Here is a 16,272-nt window from a genome sequence, read left to right as displayed (position 1 = left end):
TTTTTGTTTGGGAGACATTATCGGTATAGTAGTAGATGAACTATTCCTAGGAGAAGGAGATAAAATGGACTATATTTATAAATTTGATACGGATAATGGTTTTGAGAAAAGTGATATAAAAAGTTTTTATGATGTTATAGAAGATGATGATTTTTACCTTATGTATTTGGGCAAGGATAGTTTTATTGATTTTGCGAAGACCTATAAGCTCGATAATGCGATTATTGATTTGTTAGTTTCTGATATTTCTACTAAGACCTATATGGCGGTTGAGGATAAGTATACTTTTGCAATTCTTGAGATGCTCGATATAAAGGGTAATCTCGATACATCAGACCTAGTTGGCTTCTATATAGAAAATAATAGGCTTATAATCGTAGACCTCTACGATAGGGATGCTTCTACTTCAGTTGCCTTTAGACGAATGCTTAATAAAAAATCAGCTGCGAGATCTCCAGGAAGGCTCCTTAAATTTTTCATAGCAGCCCTTATTAGCAATCATACTAGGGTTTTTGAAGATATTAAAAACCAAACGGCAGCTGTCGAAGATAGGATTATAAAAAATAAAAAGCTTACAAGTAGTATAGATATCATCACAGACAATAGGCATAAGGCCCTAAATCTCTACACTTCTTATGAGAGGCTTATAGATACCTTGGAGCTTCTTACGGAAAATGAGAATGATATTTTTGACGAAGATGATATCAAGCACCTTAAATCAATAACCTTTAGGGTGGAAAGATATTCATCAAACATCACCTATCTCAATGATTATATAAACAACGTCAAGGATTCCTATACATCCAAGATGGACCTTTCGATGAACAATACCATGAAGGTCCTTACTGTGATTACTGCGATTTTTACGCCGATTACAATTATAACAGGTTGGTACGGGATGAACTTTGATAATATGCCAGAGCTTGAATGGAACTTTGGTTATATATATGTCATAATCCTATCCCTAACTAGCATTATTTTAGGATTTATTATTTTTAGAAGACTTGATAAGTAAGATAAAAGCGGAAAAGACATTAACTACAGTCATATTCCGCTTTTTTCTATTTTACTTGATGTTTTAATGGAGATTAGTAGAAGAGTAATATATTTTTAAAGTGTAAAGCTAAAACTAGGAGAATAGAATTTGTGATGTTTATAAATTAATTGACTGAAATTTGACTATTATACCTTATAATATAAGAAAGAAATCAATAGGTGGGTGGTTAAATGAAAATTCTAATTATAGAAGATAACAAGAGTTTAGTATCGACTTTAAAAGATGTACTTGAAAGTAGTGGTTACGAAGTAGACTACTTCACAGCTTTAGAACAAATTGATGATTATATAATTCTTAATTCGTATGATTTAATAATATTAGATCTTATGCTTGGCAAATATAGTGGTTATGATTTTTTAAAAAATATAAGAGCTGATATAAAAACACCGATAATAATACTTACAGCAAAAAATACTAAAGAAGATATTATGAAAGGCTTTGGGTTAGGAGCAGATGATTATATAACGAAACCTTTTGATATGGATATACTATTAGCCAGAGTGAAGGCTAGGATAAAAAGATTAGATCAAGAAATTTCTTACAAAAATACAAAATTTGATTTTGATAGATTTATTATATCTAAGGAAAGTGATTCAGTACAAATAACATCAACAGAAGCCTGCATTTTAAAGTTCTTGTATGATAACAAAGGTATATTTTTGACAAAAGAAAAAATACTAGTAAACACTTTTTGCTCTTTTGATGCTAGTGAAAGGGTTGTTGTTTCACATATTTACAATATAAGAAAAAAATTATTAGAGTTAAATGCAGATGATCCTATCGAAAATAAGTGGAAGGTCGGCTACAGATGGAAAGAAGATTAAAAGAGTTAATACTATCTGAGTTAATGGATAGTATGGTAAAATTTTCATTAGCATTTTTTCTAAGTTACATAGGATTAAAGCTACTAATGGAATTTGAGAGAAGCCAAAAATTTATACTTAAAAGTTTAAAATCTCAAACAGATATTATGGTTGGCTTGTCTCTTATCTACCTAGTATATTTTGCCTATGTCTTTTACAAAAATATAGATTCATATATTTTTAATGAAGTAGATAAATTAATTTATTCTATAAATGAAAATTCTTACAAAGAAGAATATAAAACGTACGAATTTAAGAAAATATCAGATGCCTTGAATAATAAAACCCAGGAGATAATAAAAAAAGATAAGGACCTCGTTAAAGGAATTTCCTATATAAGCCATGATATGAAAACACCTCTAACGGTAATAAATACTAATGTATCTTTGATTAAAAAATCAAATGAGGAGATTTCTGATAAAAATCTCATTAGAATGGACAGGATTTTTGAAGAAAGTGAAAAAATATCTACATATATAGATAAAATTATGAAAATTGCAAAAAGTCAATTAGAAGAAAATAAGATTAAAAAAATAAAGCTAGACGATATAGTAAAATCACTAGAGAAAAGCATTATTATTTATTCTGATATGTTAGAAGAAGAAATAGAAATTGCAAAACAAATTGATAATTTCAATTGTCAAATTAACCTAGACAGAATACACTAAATTCATAAATTCTTCTAACGGTGTTTTGTAGTTCAAAGACTTTCTTGGGATATTGTTTCTGTAGCTAGCTACAGAAACAATATCCGTCTCACTTTTTAGCCTAAAGTCAGTTTGTTTTGGTAATCCATCTTTTCTTAATAAACCATTCGAATTTTCATTTAACCCCCTTTGACTTGGGCAGCCTGGATCTGCGAAGAATATTGATATATCATGCTTATTGCATACACTTTTCCAGTTTGAAAATTCTTTTCCGCAGTCAAATGTTATTGATTTTACAAGGTGTTTAGGAATTTGATCTAACCAACTATTTAGCCTATTTTCTATTGCTTTTGCTGTCCTATTTTCTGGTTTTAAAGTTATTATTGCTTTTGATACTCGTTCTACTAAAGTTATTACACAACTTTTATGATTCTTTCCTACTATGGTGTCCCCTTCAAAATGCCCAAATTCATTTTTGAAATTAGGATATGATTTATTCCTACTATGAATACTTCTTTTAAAGGCTTGCTTTCCTCTTTTTTCAACACTTCCATTCTTTTTTCGTTTACCTTTCATTGGTAATAGTTTTTTATCTAAACTACCGTCTTTAAAACGCCTGTATAGTGTTCTAGAGCTCATTGAAAGCTTAATTTCTCCTCTTCCAATTATGACATCTGGGGTCCATCCTTTATTTACTTTATCAAGAACATAGTCATATTCTTCATCACTTAATTGTTTAATCTTTGCTCCACATTTTGATTTATTTTTCTTGTAGCTGTCGTAGTATTCTTGTATGGTTGAGCCTTTTTTTAGCCAATTTATTACATTGTATATGGTTTGTCTTGCTCTTGACAAATATTTTGCTATATTTGCAACTTTTTCTCCAGATTTATAATATTGCTCTATCCAAATTAACTCTTTTATGGTAAGATGATTGTAAGCCATTTTGATACTCCTTAATGTTTTTTGTGTAATTTAAGTGTATCATAAATGGCTTTTTATTTCATTTAAAAGTGTCTAGCTTAATTTTACTATCCAAGTAACAATAAAAAAGTTATATACGCAAACACGTCAAATATAAATGAGTGTCTAATTCACCTTCTAAATAACGCCTACGAACATAGGAAAGATAAGATAAAAGTAGAAATAAAAGCAAAAGATAGGTTAGAAATTTCTGTTATAGATGATGGAAGTGGTTTTGATGAAGATATTATTGGTGAAAGTACAGACTTGTTTGTGACAAGCAATGTAGCAAGAACTTCAGGTAAAGGATATGGAATAGGTTTGTATTATGTAAAAACTTACCTTGAAAAAATTTCAGGCGAATTAGAATTGATAAATAAAAACCGAGGTGCTATTGCAAAAATGATTATACCAATGGAGGATTCCGATGATTAGATTATTTTATATTTTAACTATTGTATTTATAGGTCATGGAATTTTTAATGTATCTTCTGGTAAGATGAATTTTTATAATTGGTACGAAGCTTTTGTACTGATAATCTTAGATAAATTCATTATAGTAGGGATTCCATCTTATAGCAGACTATTAATTTTGTTGTATTTTTTATTTCTAACTATATTATCAAATAGAAAACTTAATTTACTAAAAATTGACTATGATTTGCTAAAATAAGAAAAACTAGGAGGACATTATGAAAAAACACAGCTTAACAGAAATATTACTTTATCTAATAACAGGATTAGTTCCTCTTATAGGATATTATTTTTTGATGAAGGAATATTTTAAAGTCAGCCCTTTTGAAGGATATTACTTACTAATAACAATATATTTGATTATTTGCTACTTATTATATCCTATATCAGGAATAAAACTAAGCGAACACATAGTTAATAAAGCATCAGATAGATTGCTTATGCCTCAAAGTAAGATGCTTATAGCATTTATTTTTGCGCCATTTATAGTAGTTTTTAAAAGAAAGAAATGACGTTAATATTCTTACTCTTAAATAAAATTTACTAAAAATTGATTAGTTAAGTATACAATGAAAATGTAAAATCCATATTACAATTTTTATCATTTAAGAGAGGATAGTATTATGAAAAAATTAATGTCATTTATATTAGCGTTATTTATGACACTAGGGAGTATTGTACCAACTGTAGCAATGGCTTCAGGGGTAGATGAGAATGATAGTGATTCTGAAGTTTATGAGTTAGCTTCAGAATTAAAATTTTACTTTGAAGAAGTTGGATACTTAGATAAAGATGGAAATTATTATATAACAAATAGCTCATTATTAGAAGACAGAGCTAATCAAGGCGATGAAAATGCAAAATTACTACTTGATTTGTATTTTGAACGACAAAATAGAAGCGCTAAAGATTTTGCTGTATGTATAGCAAAAGACTATTTTGGAGTGTATATAGATTTATTAAATGGTAACTTATTTGACGCTTTTGTAGGTAAGGTAAAATCTAAGGCATGGTATGAAGCAGCTAAGATTATTTTGAAAGTAGCAGGGAAATCAGCATCTAAAGCAAATATCGTGACTACAGCTGGAGAGGTAGCTGTGGCTGCGTATAATTGTAGAGGTGAATGGTAATATAGGATAAACCAAAAATATATTTAAAGTTGTAATATGGTAAATAGCTAGAAATGTAGATTTCTAGCTATTTTTATATGTCCACTTAAGTGAGTTGAGCGAACGAAAGAGAGTAAAACAAAAAGGTGATGGTGTAGAATAGTTAAATCTATTCTGCTCATCACCTTCAAATTATTTATTATTTTCTTCTAACAACTTTTGAAATCTCACCTAGGACAAGTGGGATTAGGGAAAGTATTAGAACTGGTATCCATTCCCAGCTTAGAGATACTACTTCGAAAAGATCTCTTAGGACTGGTACATACATTACCACTAGTAGTAGGGCAAATGATAGGATGGTTGCCTTGATTAGTTGTGAATTTGAGGCGAATCCTAATTCCTTTAAGGTGAACTTCTCTGATCTTACTGAGAAGGCTCTTAGAAGCTCGCTTGTTATAAGTGTTGCAAATACCATTGTGTGTGCTCCCTCAATTGAATTAGGGAAGATCCACTTAAGTCCTACTAGGTAAGCACCGAGTACCGCTATTGTTATAAATATTGATTGAGAGATAAGATTTGTCTTTGTCTTTCCAGATATTATTGACTCGCTTGGATCTCTTGGATCTTCTTCCATGATGCCTGGCTCTGCTGGCTCAACTCCAAGGGCTAGGGCTGGGAAGGCATCTGTTACAAGGTTAAGCCACAATAGTTGGATTGGGGTAAGTGGGCTTGGAAGGCCGAAAAGTATTGACAAGAATACTATAAGTACTTCTGCTATGTTACAAGATAGGAGGAAGGAGACGAACTTCTTGATGTTAGAAAATATTACTCTTCCTTCTTCTACTGCGTTTACTATAGTTGCGAAGTTATCATCTACAAGAATCATATCTGCAGTATCTTTTGCAACATCTGTTCCTGTAATTCCCATTGATATACCGATATCGGCATTCTTGATAGCTGGAGCATCGTTTACTCCGTCACCTGTCATGGCTACTATTTCTCCATTTTGGCCTAGGGCCTTTACAAGTTGAACCTTGTTTTCAGGAGAAACTCTGGCAAAGATTCTCTTAGTCTTTACTATTTCTCTAATTTCTGCCTCTGTCTTGTTGTTAAGTTCGCTTCCTTGCATAGCTTGGTCACGGCTTGTTGCTATGCCTAAGTCCTTAGCTATGGCAAGGGCTGTTTCGAAATAGTCTCCTGTAATCATTATTACATCGATTCCTGAAGCGTGGCATTCCTTAACAGCAGCCTTAGCTTCTGGCCTTGGTGGGTCGATCATGCCAGTTAGACCGACAAATACCATATCGTGTTCTATATTTTCACTAGTTATTTCTGTATCAAGACTTTCCATTGGTTTAAAGGCATATGCCATAACACGAAGAGCTTGACTTGCAAGACTTGTATTAACTTCGAGTGCTTTTTTCTTTAAATCATCTGTAAAGTCTACGATTTCTCCATTTACTAGAGTCTTTGAACATTTGTCTATTACTACATCTGGAGCACCTTTTGTGTATCCATAATTTTTGCCGTCCATTTCATGGAAGGTTGTCATCATCTTTCTTGTGGAATCGAATGGGATTTCCTCAAGTCTTGGGTGGTTTTCGTTTAGGTTTTCTTGGTTGATGTTCCATTTTTCAGAAAGTGTAAGCATAGCGCCTTCTGTAGGGTCACCAGTAATCTTGTAGGTGTCGTCTTCTCTTATTAGGTTGGCATCGTTACAAAGACTTGCTATAGTCATGAGAAGTTTGATTTGATCGTGATTTTCAACAACTTCTCCATCCTCATCTCTTACATCTCCCTTTGGCTCGTAGCCTGAACCTTCTACCTCGAACTCCTTACCATCTGTGTAGATTTTGGTGATGGTCATCTCGTTTTGTGTAAGAGTTCCTGTCTTATCTGAACAGATTACAGTGGTTGAACCTAGGGTTTCTACTGAAAGGAGGTTTTTAACTATTGCCTTTCTTTCTGCCATTCTGTTCATTCCGATTGATAGAACGATGGTTACAACTGCGGTTAAGCCTTCTGGTATAGCAGCTACAGCAAGTGATACTGCAACCATGAAGTTATCTAATAGACCCATTTCAGATCTAAAATATCCTACTACAAATACTAGTATAGAAACTATTACTACCAAGATAGCAAGGAGCTTAGATAGCTTTTTAAGTTGCTTTTGTAGGGGAGTATCTTTTGATTCTACGTTTTCTAGACTTGTTGCGATTTTACCGATTTCTGTTTCGTGGCCTGTGGCTGTGACTAGTCCCTTGCCGTGGCCGTAAGTTACTATAGATGATGAAAAGGCGTAGTTATCTCTATCTCCGATTCCAACATCTTCGTTAAATTCCTTACTAAAGTCCTTTTCTACTGCGACAGATTCTCCTGTAAGGGACGATTCGTCTATTTGTAGGTTGCTTGATTCGAGAAGTCTCATGTCAGCTGGGATGATATCTCCAGTTTCAATGATTACAACATCTCCTGGTACAAGCTCTTCGGCCTTTAGTTTTTTCCTAGATCCATCACGGATGATGGTAGCTTCTGGTGAGCTCATCTTTTGAAGGGCTGCTACAGAGTCTTCTGCACGACCTTCTTGGATGATGGACATAATAGCGTTGATTACTACTATTGCAATAATTATAACAGCTTCTACAGTATCTCCAGTAAAGGCTGACACAATCGCAGCTATTACAAGAAGGATTACCATAGGATCTGCTACTTGCTCGATGATTTTCTTGGCAAGAGATTTCTTGTTAGAAGATTCGATAATGTTTTTACCATACTTATCGAGTCTTTTACTTGCCTCATCGGAAGTAAGACCACGGTTTGGGTCACTATTATGTTTTTTGATTACTTCATTTAAACTTCCTTTATAGTCCATAATTCCTCCATTAATATTAACAAAAGGTATAAAAAAAACTTTTGGCAAATCCATGCCAAAAGTCTTGCCACCTTCTGGGGTTTATCCAACCGGGAAAATTCCGTTTTGACGATTGAATAATTGGGCTACTCCCTTTTGCTTACTTATATTATATAACAAATTGCCTTTATTACAAGACTATTTTTGTACAAAGTGTAAGAGCAAATTGTAAAGAGATATTAATCCTTTTTCGTGAGTTCTCTCATAGCCGTGGCTTGCTGCAACTCCACTTCCTACTAGGGCGTGACGGAAGTCATTATCACTTGCCACTGCAGCGGAGGCATCAGATCCGTAGTAAGGATAGATGTCTAGGCCGTAGTCTATATCAAGACTTTTGGCAAGGTCTACTAACTCATTGGTCAAATCATAATTGTATGGGCCAGAAGAGTCCTTGGCACAGATTGAAACCATGGTCTCATCACAGGCGAGATCGTCATAGACAACTCCCATATCGACAGCTACCATATCTCTAATTCCCTTTGGGTGACCGCTTGCTGCTCCGTGGCCTACTTCCTCATAGATGGTAAAGGTCATATAAAGAGGTCTATTTATCTTGATATTCTTTTCTTTGATTTCCTTAGCAAGGGCTAAGAGGACTCCTGCACTTGCCTTATCGTCTAGATGACGAGATTTGACGAAGCCATTATCAATTCTAAATCTTGGATCAAGGGAGATGAAGTCTCCGTTAGTAATACCTAGGGCCTTGGTCTCTTCGGCAGATTTTGTTATAGCATCTACTACAACCTCCATTGTACTATCATCTCTTTTGGCTTCCTTTGGGTCGGATGAGCCGTGGACTGCAGGTTCATTTAGTCTGAAGACTCCTGTATAAGTTTTGCCGGATCTTGTGTGGATGGTTACATTTTCTCCTTCTGCGTAGTTAAAAGGATAGCCCCCAAGGCTTGTTACCTTAAGCCTACCGTTAGACTTTACACTTCTTACCATAAGGCCCAAGGTATCTACGTGGGCAGAGAGCAAGAGACCATTCTCTTTTCCTTCTACTATAGGAACGACTACATTGCCCTTGTTAGTTTGGTAAGGCTTGTAGCCTAAGTTTTTAAATTCGTCCATGAGATACTTCTCGGCAAGTTTTGTAAAGCCAGTTGGTGATGGTGTATTGGTGAGTTCTTCTATATATTTTGTTATTGTTGATATTTCCATGTTTTCTCCTTAATCATTATTCCTAGTTGATTCCTCTTCAGTGTCCTTGATGTTGTTCAAGGATAGGCAAAGGGCTATGAGCTCTTCTGTAAAATCCTCCTCGTAGACCTTAAGTTGGTATTGGTCGGTGAAGGATAGGATTTTCTTACTAACTTCTCCTATCAAATCACCCTTAAAGTAGGCCTTAAATTCATAATCCCACAAGTTTCCCTTAACATTAATTTTGCCCTCTTCGCTTATGACATCAATTGATTTTCTGAAGATAGAAATATTAGATTTTATAGTCATTTTCTTCTTAGAATCCTTGAAATCAACCTGATAGACTGGAAGAAAGGAGATGAGTTTCTTGTTTATAGTAAAAATCTCTACATCATTTGCATCGGAAACAGTCGCCTCATATCCTAGAAACTTAAACTTCTGATCTACAAAGAAGGCCTTTCTTCCTTTATCATCAAGGATGGGGTAGTGGTCTGTAATTTTAAAAAATTTCTCTTTGAAATAGTATTTTTTCATAAAAATTCCTTTTCTTTTTATTATACCCAAAACGATACGGCTAATTTTAGGGGAAACAAAGTCACTTAGTAGAATCCCTCAAGATAAGTCTTGCTTCTGCGGGTTCTATTACATCCTTCTCATTTCCCTCGATTTGATTGATGAGACTTTTGATAGCATCTGTCCCAAGTTTTTCGTAAGGGAAGTCAACTGTAGTGAGGGCAGGGTTTATTATAGAAGATATTTCGTAATTGCCAAAACCTGCCACAGAAATATCATCTGGAATTCTAATTTTCTTTTCCCTAAGGGCCTCTATGATACCGAAGGCTATATTATCGGTAGCTCCTATATAAAAGCTTGATTTTTCCTTATCTAGAATCTCTTTTGCCTTCTCGTAGGCTGTCTTTTTGGTAAAGTCGAAGTGGTGGTGGTTGATTTTTATATTTGTATCCTTAAGTCCCTCACTTAATCCTAAAAACCTATCTCCTACGGCTTGATCGTATTTACCTACATCGAAATAAGAAATTTCTTTGTGAGAAAGGGTCTTGATATAGCTTGCCATGAGTCTTCCTGCTTCATAATCGTTGGCAATAATTGAAGTAAAGCCTTCAAGCTTTTGGCCGAAGATTACAAGGGGGATGGTTAGATTTTTTATAATTTCCTTGTGTCTTTTGCTTATATTTGAGGCGAAAAGGATTATTCCTTCCACATTAAGACCTGCCATCTCTTCGATGATCCTTACTTCTTCGTCCATATCGTCATTGGAAGAAGATAGGAGCATGGAATAGTTGGTATCCTTTAGGTAAATGTTAATAGCATTTAGGGCGGTGTTTTTTGTATAGCCTATAAAGTTTGGGATGATTACACCTATGGTATTGGTCTTGGTCTTTTTGAGATTTCTCGCATAAGAATTTGGAACATAACCAAGCTCGTCTATTGCTTCTTTAATTTTCTTTTTTGTCTTATCGCTTACTGAACCATTGTTTAAATATCTGGAGATTGTAGATTTTGAAAATCCTGTTAGCTCAGCGATGTCTTTAATATTTGCCATAAATCCTCCACTCATATAATATCAAATAAATAAAAATAATAAAAATCATTTGACAAAGTAAACGTTTTTGCTATAATTATATTAACGGAACCGTTCCCAATTGTTTGTAATTATTTAAAGGAGAAATTATGGATTACAAAAAAGCAGCAGAAGGAGCCATAAGGGCCGCTGGAGGAAGAGAAAACATTTCCTCAGTCGCACATTGTGCAACCAGACTTAGAATCGAAGTCTACGATAAGGACAAAATCAATATGGACATGGCCAATGACCTTGAAGGAGCCAAGGGTGCAATGTTTAATGAAGGCCAGCTTCAAATCATCTTTGGCACTGGAACAGTAAACAAAGTTTACGATGCCTACGAATCTCTAGAGAAAGATTTACCAGATGACTTTTCTAAAATTCACGATAAGGCAGTAGAAAATAAGGCGAAAAACCAAAAGAACCCACTAAAACGTGCTATAAAGACCTTTGGTGATGTCTTTGTTCCTATTATTCCAGTCCTAGTAGCTACAGGACTTTTCATGGGACTAAGGGGACTTTTCACCCAGGAGGAAGTTCTTAGAGTTTTCTCTATGACGCCAGACGATATTTCCCAAAACTTCTTGATGTGGACACAAATTCTAACAGATACAGCCTTCGCTTTCTTGCCAGCCCTAGTGGCTTGGTCAGCCTTTAAGGTATTTGGAGGAAGCCCTGTCATAGGAATCGTCCTAGGCCTTATGCTAGTTCATCCAAACCTACCTAATGCCTACCAAGTAGCAAGTGGAGACGCAAGTCCAATAATAATGTTTGGATTTATACCAGTTGTAGGCTACCAAGGAACAGTACTTCCTGCCTTTATTTCAGGCCTAATTGGAGCAAAACTTGAGAGAAGTCTTAGAAAAGTAATACCAGATAGCTTAGACTTACTTCTAACTCCTTTCTTAGTTTTGGCTATAATGAGTGTGCTTTCCCTATTTGCAATTGGACCAGTCTTCCACCAACTAGAAGTCGTAGTGCTCGAGGCAACTAAGTGGGCCCTAGGACTTCCTTTTGGTATAGCAGGAATCCTAATCGGAGGACTCCAACAACTAATAGTAGTTACAGGAATCCACCACATCTTTAACTTCCTAGAAGTACAACTCCTAGCAGATAACGGAAGAAATGCCTTCAATGCTCTTTTATCAGCAGCGACAGCAGGTCAAGCAGGAGCAGTTCTTGCAGTAGCTATCAAGACCAAGGATACAAAGATCAAACAAATCGCCTACCCATCAGCCCTATCAGCAGCCTTAGGTATCACAGAGCCAGCGATTTTCGGTATCAACCTAAGATTTGTCAAACCATTTGTCATGGGCATGGTCGGTGGAGCAGCAGGAGGATTTTTCGCTTCAATCTTTAAGATAGAAGGAACAGGAATGGCAGTAACAGTTATTCCAGGTATGCTCTTATATCTAGATAACCTCTTAATGTATATCCTAATGCTTCTAATAGCAGGAGGAGTAAGTTTTGCCCTAACTTATACTATAGGATACTCAGATAAGATGCTTAAAGAAAAGTAAAACGAGAAAAAGACGGGAATAATGATTAACTCTCGTCTTTTTTCATGCTTATTATTTATGTTTTCTTCTGATTGATGCAAAAATTGACCCGGATATATTATGCCATATTGAAAATATTGCACCAGGTAGGGTTGCTAGTGGATTTAGGGCGAAATTTGCTGTTGCAAGTTGTATGGCGAGTCCGCTATTTTGCATGCCGACTTCTATAGCTAGGGCTGTTTCTTTGTCGTAGTCCATCTTTGAAAGTTTTCCTATAAAGAGTCCTCCAGCAAGGCCTAGGGCGTTGTGGATCATAACTATGAGTAGGACTATAAGACCTGATTGTCTTATTTTTTCTGAGTTAGCTCCGATAATACCTGATATTATTAGTATAATTGCCAAAGATGATATCAAAGGGAAGATGTCCTTTGACTTTTCTACGCCCTTAGGGCTTATTTTTTTGGCGAAAATTCCAAGAAGTACAGGCAGAAGGATTACTGTAACAACTGATTTGAACATTGCAAATATTGAGACTTCGACCCATTTACCAGCTAGTAAGTAGACTAGGAGGGGAGTTACAAGAGGGGCAAGGAGCGTGGAGAGAATCGTCATCGATACAGATAAGGATACGTCTCCATTTGCTATATGGGTTATCACATTTGAAGCAGTTCCTCCAGGACAGGACCCAACGAGTATTACTCCAAGGGCTATGTCCTTATTTAAGCCGAAAACTACTGCAAGTAGGTAGGCTATAAGAGGCATAATAGTAAATTGGGCGAGAGAGCCTATCATTACTTCCTTGGGATGTTTGAGAATTTCCTTAAAGGAATCTCCGCCAATACTAGTTCCCATACCAAACATGGCAAGGGCTAGGAAGATGGTGGTATAGTTTGTCATCCAAGAAAAATAATCTGGAAGAAAGTAGGCTATTACAGAAAAAACTATAATTATTAGGCCTATATTTTGGGTGATTTTTCTTGAAAGTGAAGATATTTTTTCCACAATATTTAACCCCTGTAGATAAAGTTATCTATTAGACGAGTTTTTCCTATATAGACAGCTATAGCTACTAGCCTATCTCCGTTAAAATCACTCGCATCTTCCATGGTTTTAAGATCGACTACACTAATGTAATCTATTTTTGAAAGCTCTTCGCTATCGATTATTTCTTTCATTTTTCCTATTACTTTTTCTACACTTCCGCCTTCCTTAGCTAGTTTTTCTCCAGCAAATATGGCCTTAGATAGGCAAAGGGCAGCTTTTCTTTCTTCTTTTGATAAGTAGGTGTTTCTAGATGAAAGGGCAAGTCCGTCTTCTTCCCTAATTATAGGGCAAGGGATTATTTCTATAGGCATGTTTAGGTCACTTACGAGTTTTTTGATTATTGCGACCTGTTGGGCATCTTTTTGTCCAAAATAGGCTCTATCAGCTCCAGTAATATTAAACAATTTGTTACAAACTGTAAGGACTCCTCTAAAATGGCCAGGACGTTTTGCTCCACACAAGTGATCAGACATATCCTCTATATCTACAAAGACTTTTCTATCTTGATACATTTCGCTTGCTTCTGGTGCAAAAATATAATCTACTCCGATTTCTTCGCATATTTTGCTATCAGCCTCTAAGTCTCTTGGATAGGTAAGTAAGTCCTCATTTGGTCCGAATTGGATAGGGTTTACAAAATCAGATACAACTACTATATCATTGTCTTTCCTAGCCCTTCTTATAAGACTAGCGTGTCCTTCATGTAAATAGCCCATAGTAGGTACAAGACCTATAGATTTGCCCTCGATTTTTGCTTTCTTAAGATTTTCTCTTAGTTCATCAATACTTTTGATAATTTTCATAAATTCTCCTCTAATTTTATTAGAGATAGCTCCAAACACCACTTGTTTTTATTTATGATAAAGTTCCGTATTTTTCGTAATTAGATATCTTGGTAATCTTATTATCATCATCTACAAAGACAACTTTTGGTTTGTAATCTTTAAGCTCATCTTCGCTATAAGAAGCATAAGCCATGATAATTACCTTATCACCAGTAGAAAAAAGTCTTGCAGCTGCTCCATTTAGGCAGATTACTCCGCTATTCTTTTCTCCCGCTATGGTGTAGGTTTCTATCCTATTTCCATTATTAACATCGACAACTTGCACTTTTTGATATTCTCTTATGCCAGATTCTTCTAGCAAAGAAACATCAACTGTTATAGAGCCTACGTAATCGAGATTGGCCTCGGTGACTGTAGCCCTATGGATTTTTCCTTCTAACATTTCTATATTCATACATTCTCCTTAAAAATAAGGCTATCAATAGTTTATTTTTTAACAATAAAACCTGCTAACAAAAGTCAAGGAGAAAAGCAAATTAATTTTGTATTTCTCCTTGTTAATTAGAGTTTAAATTTGAGCATACCAAATAAACCGGTTACTATCGGCTTGTTTTTTTACTATTGCATTCTTAATTCTAGGCTACTTTTAACAACTTCTTTTCTTGTTTTGATGCCATAACTTTTGCATAGTATATTCTTAAGAATTTATTTAATCCTGCAAATTTACATACTTTTTTCGCTTTTCCATCGTTTTCTTTTTTTACCATATACAGATATATTTCATTTTCAGGATCTTTTGCACTCATCATACATTTCATAGCTTGGTAACCTACTTTTCTTAGTATTGCATTGCCTCTTTTTGTTATTTTTCTCTGGTCTGCTTTAAAATTCCCTGATTCATATGGTGGTGAATCTATTCCTACAAAAGATATTAAACTTTTTTTATTTTTGAATTTTGATAAGTCTCCAAACTCTGCTGTGATTTGTACTGCTAATTTATCTGATATTCCTGAGAATTTTTTTGCTTCTTGATATTCTTCTAGGGGCTCGGCAATTTCTATCATTTGTGATAAAATAGTATGTAGAATTTGATTTATATGTTTTATCAATTCTATTCCTTCTTGTATGCTAGTCTTTATATATGAGCTATTAGAAGGTTGAGTTGAGATACTTTCCTCTGCGAGCTTGTATATGGATTTAGCTTTATCAGCATTAGGATGGTATCTCTTTTCTTTTGCCCAGTTTTTAAAATCTTCTATGAATTTTTCTTCTGTTTTTTCTAATACTAGGTTTTTATGCCACCATCTTTCTAAGAAGTCTAATAGTTTATCTTTTGAAAAGTCTCCTGACGCGTGTGGAATTAATTTCTTTATTCCTGGAAATGTTTGACTTATTGTTTGGTCTATGAAGTTCATTTGATTTATTCTTAAGTCCATATAGTGCTGATAGGATCTGTTTAATTCTTTTAGGACTCTGAAATTTTCTGAATCTATTTTGTATTCTTGTAATTCTTTCCAGTACATCAAGCCATATTCTGCTATTTGTATGGCATCTATATTATCATTTTTTGCTTTTCTAAAGTTAAGTACTCGACAAAACTGTTTCATTTTCAAAGGGTTTACCACAGTTACAAAGTATCCTTTGTCTTTTAATTCATAGAGGATTGGAAGATGGTATTTACCTGTTGCTTCCATGATTATTTTTACTTCTTCGTTTAATGAATCTAGTTTCTTTAAAAATTCTTCTACTTTTGTTTTCTTAAGATGGACATCAAAAGGCTTCCAAATGATTTTGCTACCTTGTTCTAGTGCACAGACTGTAAACTTCTCTTTTGCTATATCTATTCCTATAGATATCATTTTATTACCCTCTTTCTTTTAATTTGTAGTTCCTACCTGCACCATTACACTCATTTTAGCTCGTGACACGGACTTTTTGCCCAACCTGCTTAACCGAATATGAATAATGAAGAGATAGATGACAGTTTTATTGGCGGATGTTTAAACCCTAAAAGACGGTCGTCATACTACATCTTCATTATACAAAAATAGTGCAAGATAGAAATTAATTTCTTTCTTACACTATTTATGGTACTAAAATCGATAGCCTTTAAGTAACAAATTATTTGAGTCTTATTAGCTAAGTATATAAGCTCGTTTTTAAAATAAAAAATAATGGTGTTATAGAGTATAGTTTCC

General features: G+C 34.6%; 16 protein-coding genes. 7 read left to right on the top strand and 9 right to left on the bottom strand.

Annotation, left to right across the window (positions count from 1 at the left end):
* Positions 1-64: 64 nt before the first annotated feature.
* The 3 genes from C7D97_RS06925 to C7D97_RS06915 all read left to right on the top strand — a co-directional run bounded on the left by C7D97_RS06925 (position 65) and on the right by C7D97_RS06915 (position 2,588).
* Positions 65-1,015 (top strand): magnesium transporter CorA family protein, encoded by a 951-nt coding sequence (locus tag C7D97_RS06925; protein ID WP_105301867.1) that lies wholly within the window; start codon positions 65-67, stop codon positions 1,013-1,015.
* 212 nt (positions 1,016-1,227) lie between these two features.
* Entirely contained in the window at positions 1,228-1,881 is a 654-nt protein-coding gene (locus tag C7D97_RS06920; RefSeq protein ID WP_105301342.1) for a response regulator transcription factor, read from the top strand.
* Positions 1,866-2,588 carry a histidine kinase dimerization/phospho-acceptor domain-containing protein gene (locus C7D97_RS06915; protein WP_105301341.1) on the top strand — a complete coding sequence of 241 codons (723 nt, stop codon included), beginning with the start codon at positions 1,866-1,868 and terminating at the stop codon, positions 2,586-2,588. Before C7D97_RS06920 ends, C7D97_RS06915 begins: the two co-directional genes overlap by 16 nt.
* Here the strand turns inward: C7D97_RS06915 and C7D97_RS06910 are convergent.
* Entirely contained in the window at positions 2,571-3,512 is a 942-nt protein-coding gene (locus tag C7D97_RS06910) for an IS30 family transposase (protein WP_105300740.1), read from the bottom strand. The genes C7D97_RS06915 and C7D97_RS06910 overlap by 18 nt on opposite strands.
* Before the next feature lie 111 nt (positions 3,513-3,623).
* On the opposite strand from C7D97_RS06910, the gene C7D97_RS10815 reads away from it, so the two are divergent.
* The 3 genes from C7D97_RS10815 (at position 3,624) to C7D97_RS06890 (ending at position 5,134) form a co-directional block, all read left to right on the top strand.
* Positions 3,624-3,965, top strand: a complete 342-nt coding sequence (locus C7D97_RS10815) for an ATP-binding protein (RefSeq protein ID WP_105301340.1) — start codon at positions 3,624-3,626, stop codon at positions 3,963-3,965.
* Positions 3,966-4,222: 257 nt separating this feature from the next.
* Positions 4,223-4,516, top strand: a complete 294-nt coding sequence (locus C7D97_RS06895; RefSeq protein WP_105301338.1) for a hypothetical protein — start codon at positions 4,223-4,225, stop codon at positions 4,514-4,516.
* 111 nt (positions 4,517-4,627) lie between these two features.
* A complete protein-coding gene (locus C7D97_RS06890) occupies positions 4,628-5,134 on the top strand; it encodes a hypothetical protein (RefSeq protein ID WP_105301337.1) in 507 nt (168 codons plus the stop codon).
* 178 nt (positions 5,135-5,312) lie between these two features.
* Here the strand turns inward: C7D97_RS06890 and C7D97_RS06885 are convergent, their stop codons facing one another.
* The 4 genes from C7D97_RS06885 to C7D97_RS06870 all read right to left on the bottom strand — a co-directional run bounded on the left by C7D97_RS06885 (position 5,313) and on the right by C7D97_RS06870 (position 10,728).
* On the bottom strand, positions 5,313-7,985 hold the full coding sequence (locus tag C7D97_RS06885; RefSeq protein WP_105301336.1) for a cation-translocating P-type ATPase: 2,673 nt from the start codon (positions 7,983-7,985) through the stop codon (positions 5,313-5,315).
* A 177-nt stretch (positions 7,986-8,162) separates the two neighbouring features.
* Positions 8,163-9,185, bottom strand: coding sequence for a M42 family metallopeptidase (locus C7D97_RS06880; protein ID WP_105301335.1), 1,023 nt, complete (start codon positions 9,183-9,185; stop codon positions 8,163-8,165).
* 9 nt (positions 9,186-9,194) lie between these two features.
* Positions 9,195-9,698 carry an LURP-one-related/scramblase family protein gene (locus C7D97_RS06875; protein ID WP_105301334.1) on the bottom strand — a complete coding sequence of 168 codons (504 nt, stop codon included), beginning with the start codon at positions 9,696-9,698 and terminating at the stop codon, positions 9,195-9,197.
* 61 nt (positions 9,699-9,759) lie between these two features.
* Complete coding sequence (locus C7D97_RS06870; RefSeq protein ID WP_105301333.1) at positions 9,760-10,728, bottom strand: LacI family DNA-binding transcriptional regulator; 969 nt, start codon at positions 10,726-10,728, stop codon at positions 9,760-9,762.
* A gap of 128 nt (positions 10,729-10,856) precedes the next feature.
* Between C7D97_RS06870 and C7D97_RS06865 the strand changes: the two genes are divergently transcribed.
* Positions 10,857-12,266 (top strand): sucrose-specific PTS transporter subunit IIBC, encoded by a 1,410-nt coding sequence (locus C7D97_RS06865; RefSeq protein ID WP_105301332.1) that lies wholly within the window; start codon positions 10,857-10,859, stop codon positions 12,264-12,266.
* Positions 12,267-12,317: 51 nt separating this feature from the next.
* On the opposite strand, the gene C7D97_RS06860 is transcribed toward C7D97_RS06865, so the two are convergent.
* The 4 genes from C7D97_RS06860 to C7D97_RS06845 all read right to left on the bottom strand — a co-directional run bounded on the left by C7D97_RS06860 (position 12,318) and on the right by C7D97_RS06845 (position 15,933).
* Positions 12,318-13,247, bottom strand: coding sequence for a bile acid:sodium symporter family protein (locus C7D97_RS06860; protein ID WP_105301331.1), 930 nt, complete (start codon positions 13,245-13,247; stop codon positions 12,318-12,320).
* Between the two features lie 5 nt (positions 13,248-13,252).
* On the bottom strand, positions 13,253-14,092 hold the full coding sequence (gene panC / locus C7D97_RS06855; protein ID WP_105301330.1) for a pantoate--beta-alanine ligase: 840 nt from the start codon (positions 14,090-14,092) through the stop codon (positions 13,253-13,255).
* Between the two features lie 52 nt (positions 14,093-14,144).
* Positions 14,145-14,528, bottom strand: a complete 384-nt coding sequence (panD, locus tag C7D97_RS06850; protein WP_105301329.1) for an aspartate 1-decarboxylase — start codon at positions 14,526-14,528, stop codon at positions 14,145-14,147.
* Between the two features lie 181 nt (positions 14,529-14,709).
* Positions 14,710-15,933, bottom strand: a complete 1,224-nt coding sequence (locus tag C7D97_RS06845; protein ID WP_105300322.1) for an IS110 family RNA-guided transposase — start codon at positions 15,931-15,933, stop codon at positions 14,710-14,712.
* Positions 15,934-16,272: the final 339 nt, after the last annotated feature.

It is taken from the genome of Anaerococcus marasmi, from assembly GCF_900290195.1.
Taxonomy (GTDB): domain Bacteria; phylum Bacillota; class Clostridia; order Tissierellales; family Peptoniphilaceae; genus Anaerococcus; species Anaerococcus marasmi.
Note: the sequence above shows the minus strand (reverse complement) of the source record. Positions and strands in the feature narration are given on the sequence as shown.

Coding starts and splice junctions, on each gene's coding strand:
- C7D97_RS06875 (WP_105301334.1), bottom strand. CDS start 9,698: ATGAAAAAATACTATTTCAAAGAGAAATTTTTTAAAATTACAGACCAC.
- C7D97_RS06870 (WP_105301333.1), bottom strand. CDS start 10,728: ATGGCAAATATTAAAGACATCGCTGAGCTAACAGGATTTTCAAAATCT.
- C7D97_RS06920 (WP_105301342.1), top strand. CDS start 1,228: ATGAAAATTCTAATTATAGAAGATAACAAGAGTTTAGTATCGACTTTA.
- C7D97_RS06845 (WP_105300322.1), bottom strand. CDS start 15,933: ATGATATCTATAGGAATAGATATAGCAAAAGAGAAGTTTACAGTCTGT.
- C7D97_RS06895 (WP_105301338.1), top strand. CDS start 4,223: ATGAAAAAACACAGCTTAACAGAAATATTACTTTATCTAATAACAGGA.
- C7D97_RS06890 (WP_105301337.1), top strand. CDS start 4,628: ATGAAAAAATTAATGTCATTTATATTAGCGTTATTTATGACACTAGGG.
- panD (WP_105301329.1), bottom strand. CDS start 14,528: ATGAATATAGAAATGTTAGAAGGAAAAATCCATAGGGCTACAGTCACC.
- C7D97_RS06910 (WP_105300740.1), bottom strand. CDS start 3,512: ATGGCTTACAATCATCTTACCATAAAAGAGTTAATTTGGATAGAGCAA.
- C7D97_RS06925 (WP_105301867.1), top strand. CDS start 65: ATGGACTATATTTATAAATTTGATACGGATAATGGTTTTGAGAAAAGT.
- panC (WP_105301330.1), bottom strand. CDS start 14,092: ATGAAAATTATCAAAAGTATTGATGAACTAAGAGAAAATCTTAAGAAA.
- C7D97_RS06880 (WP_105301335.1), bottom strand. CDS start 9,185: ATGGAAATATCAACAATAACAAAATATATAGAAGAACTCACCAATACA.
- C7D97_RS06885 (WP_105301336.1), bottom strand. CDS start 7,985: ATGGACTATAAAGGAAGTTTAAATGAAGTAATCAAAAAACATAATAGT.
- C7D97_RS06915 (WP_105301341.1), top strand. CDS start 1,866: ATGGAAAGAAGATTAAAAGAGTTAATACTATCTGAGTTAATGGATAGT.
- C7D97_RS06865 (WP_105301332.1), top strand. CDS start 10,857: ATGGATTACAAAAAAGCAGCAGAAGGAGCCATAAGGGCCGCTGGAGGA.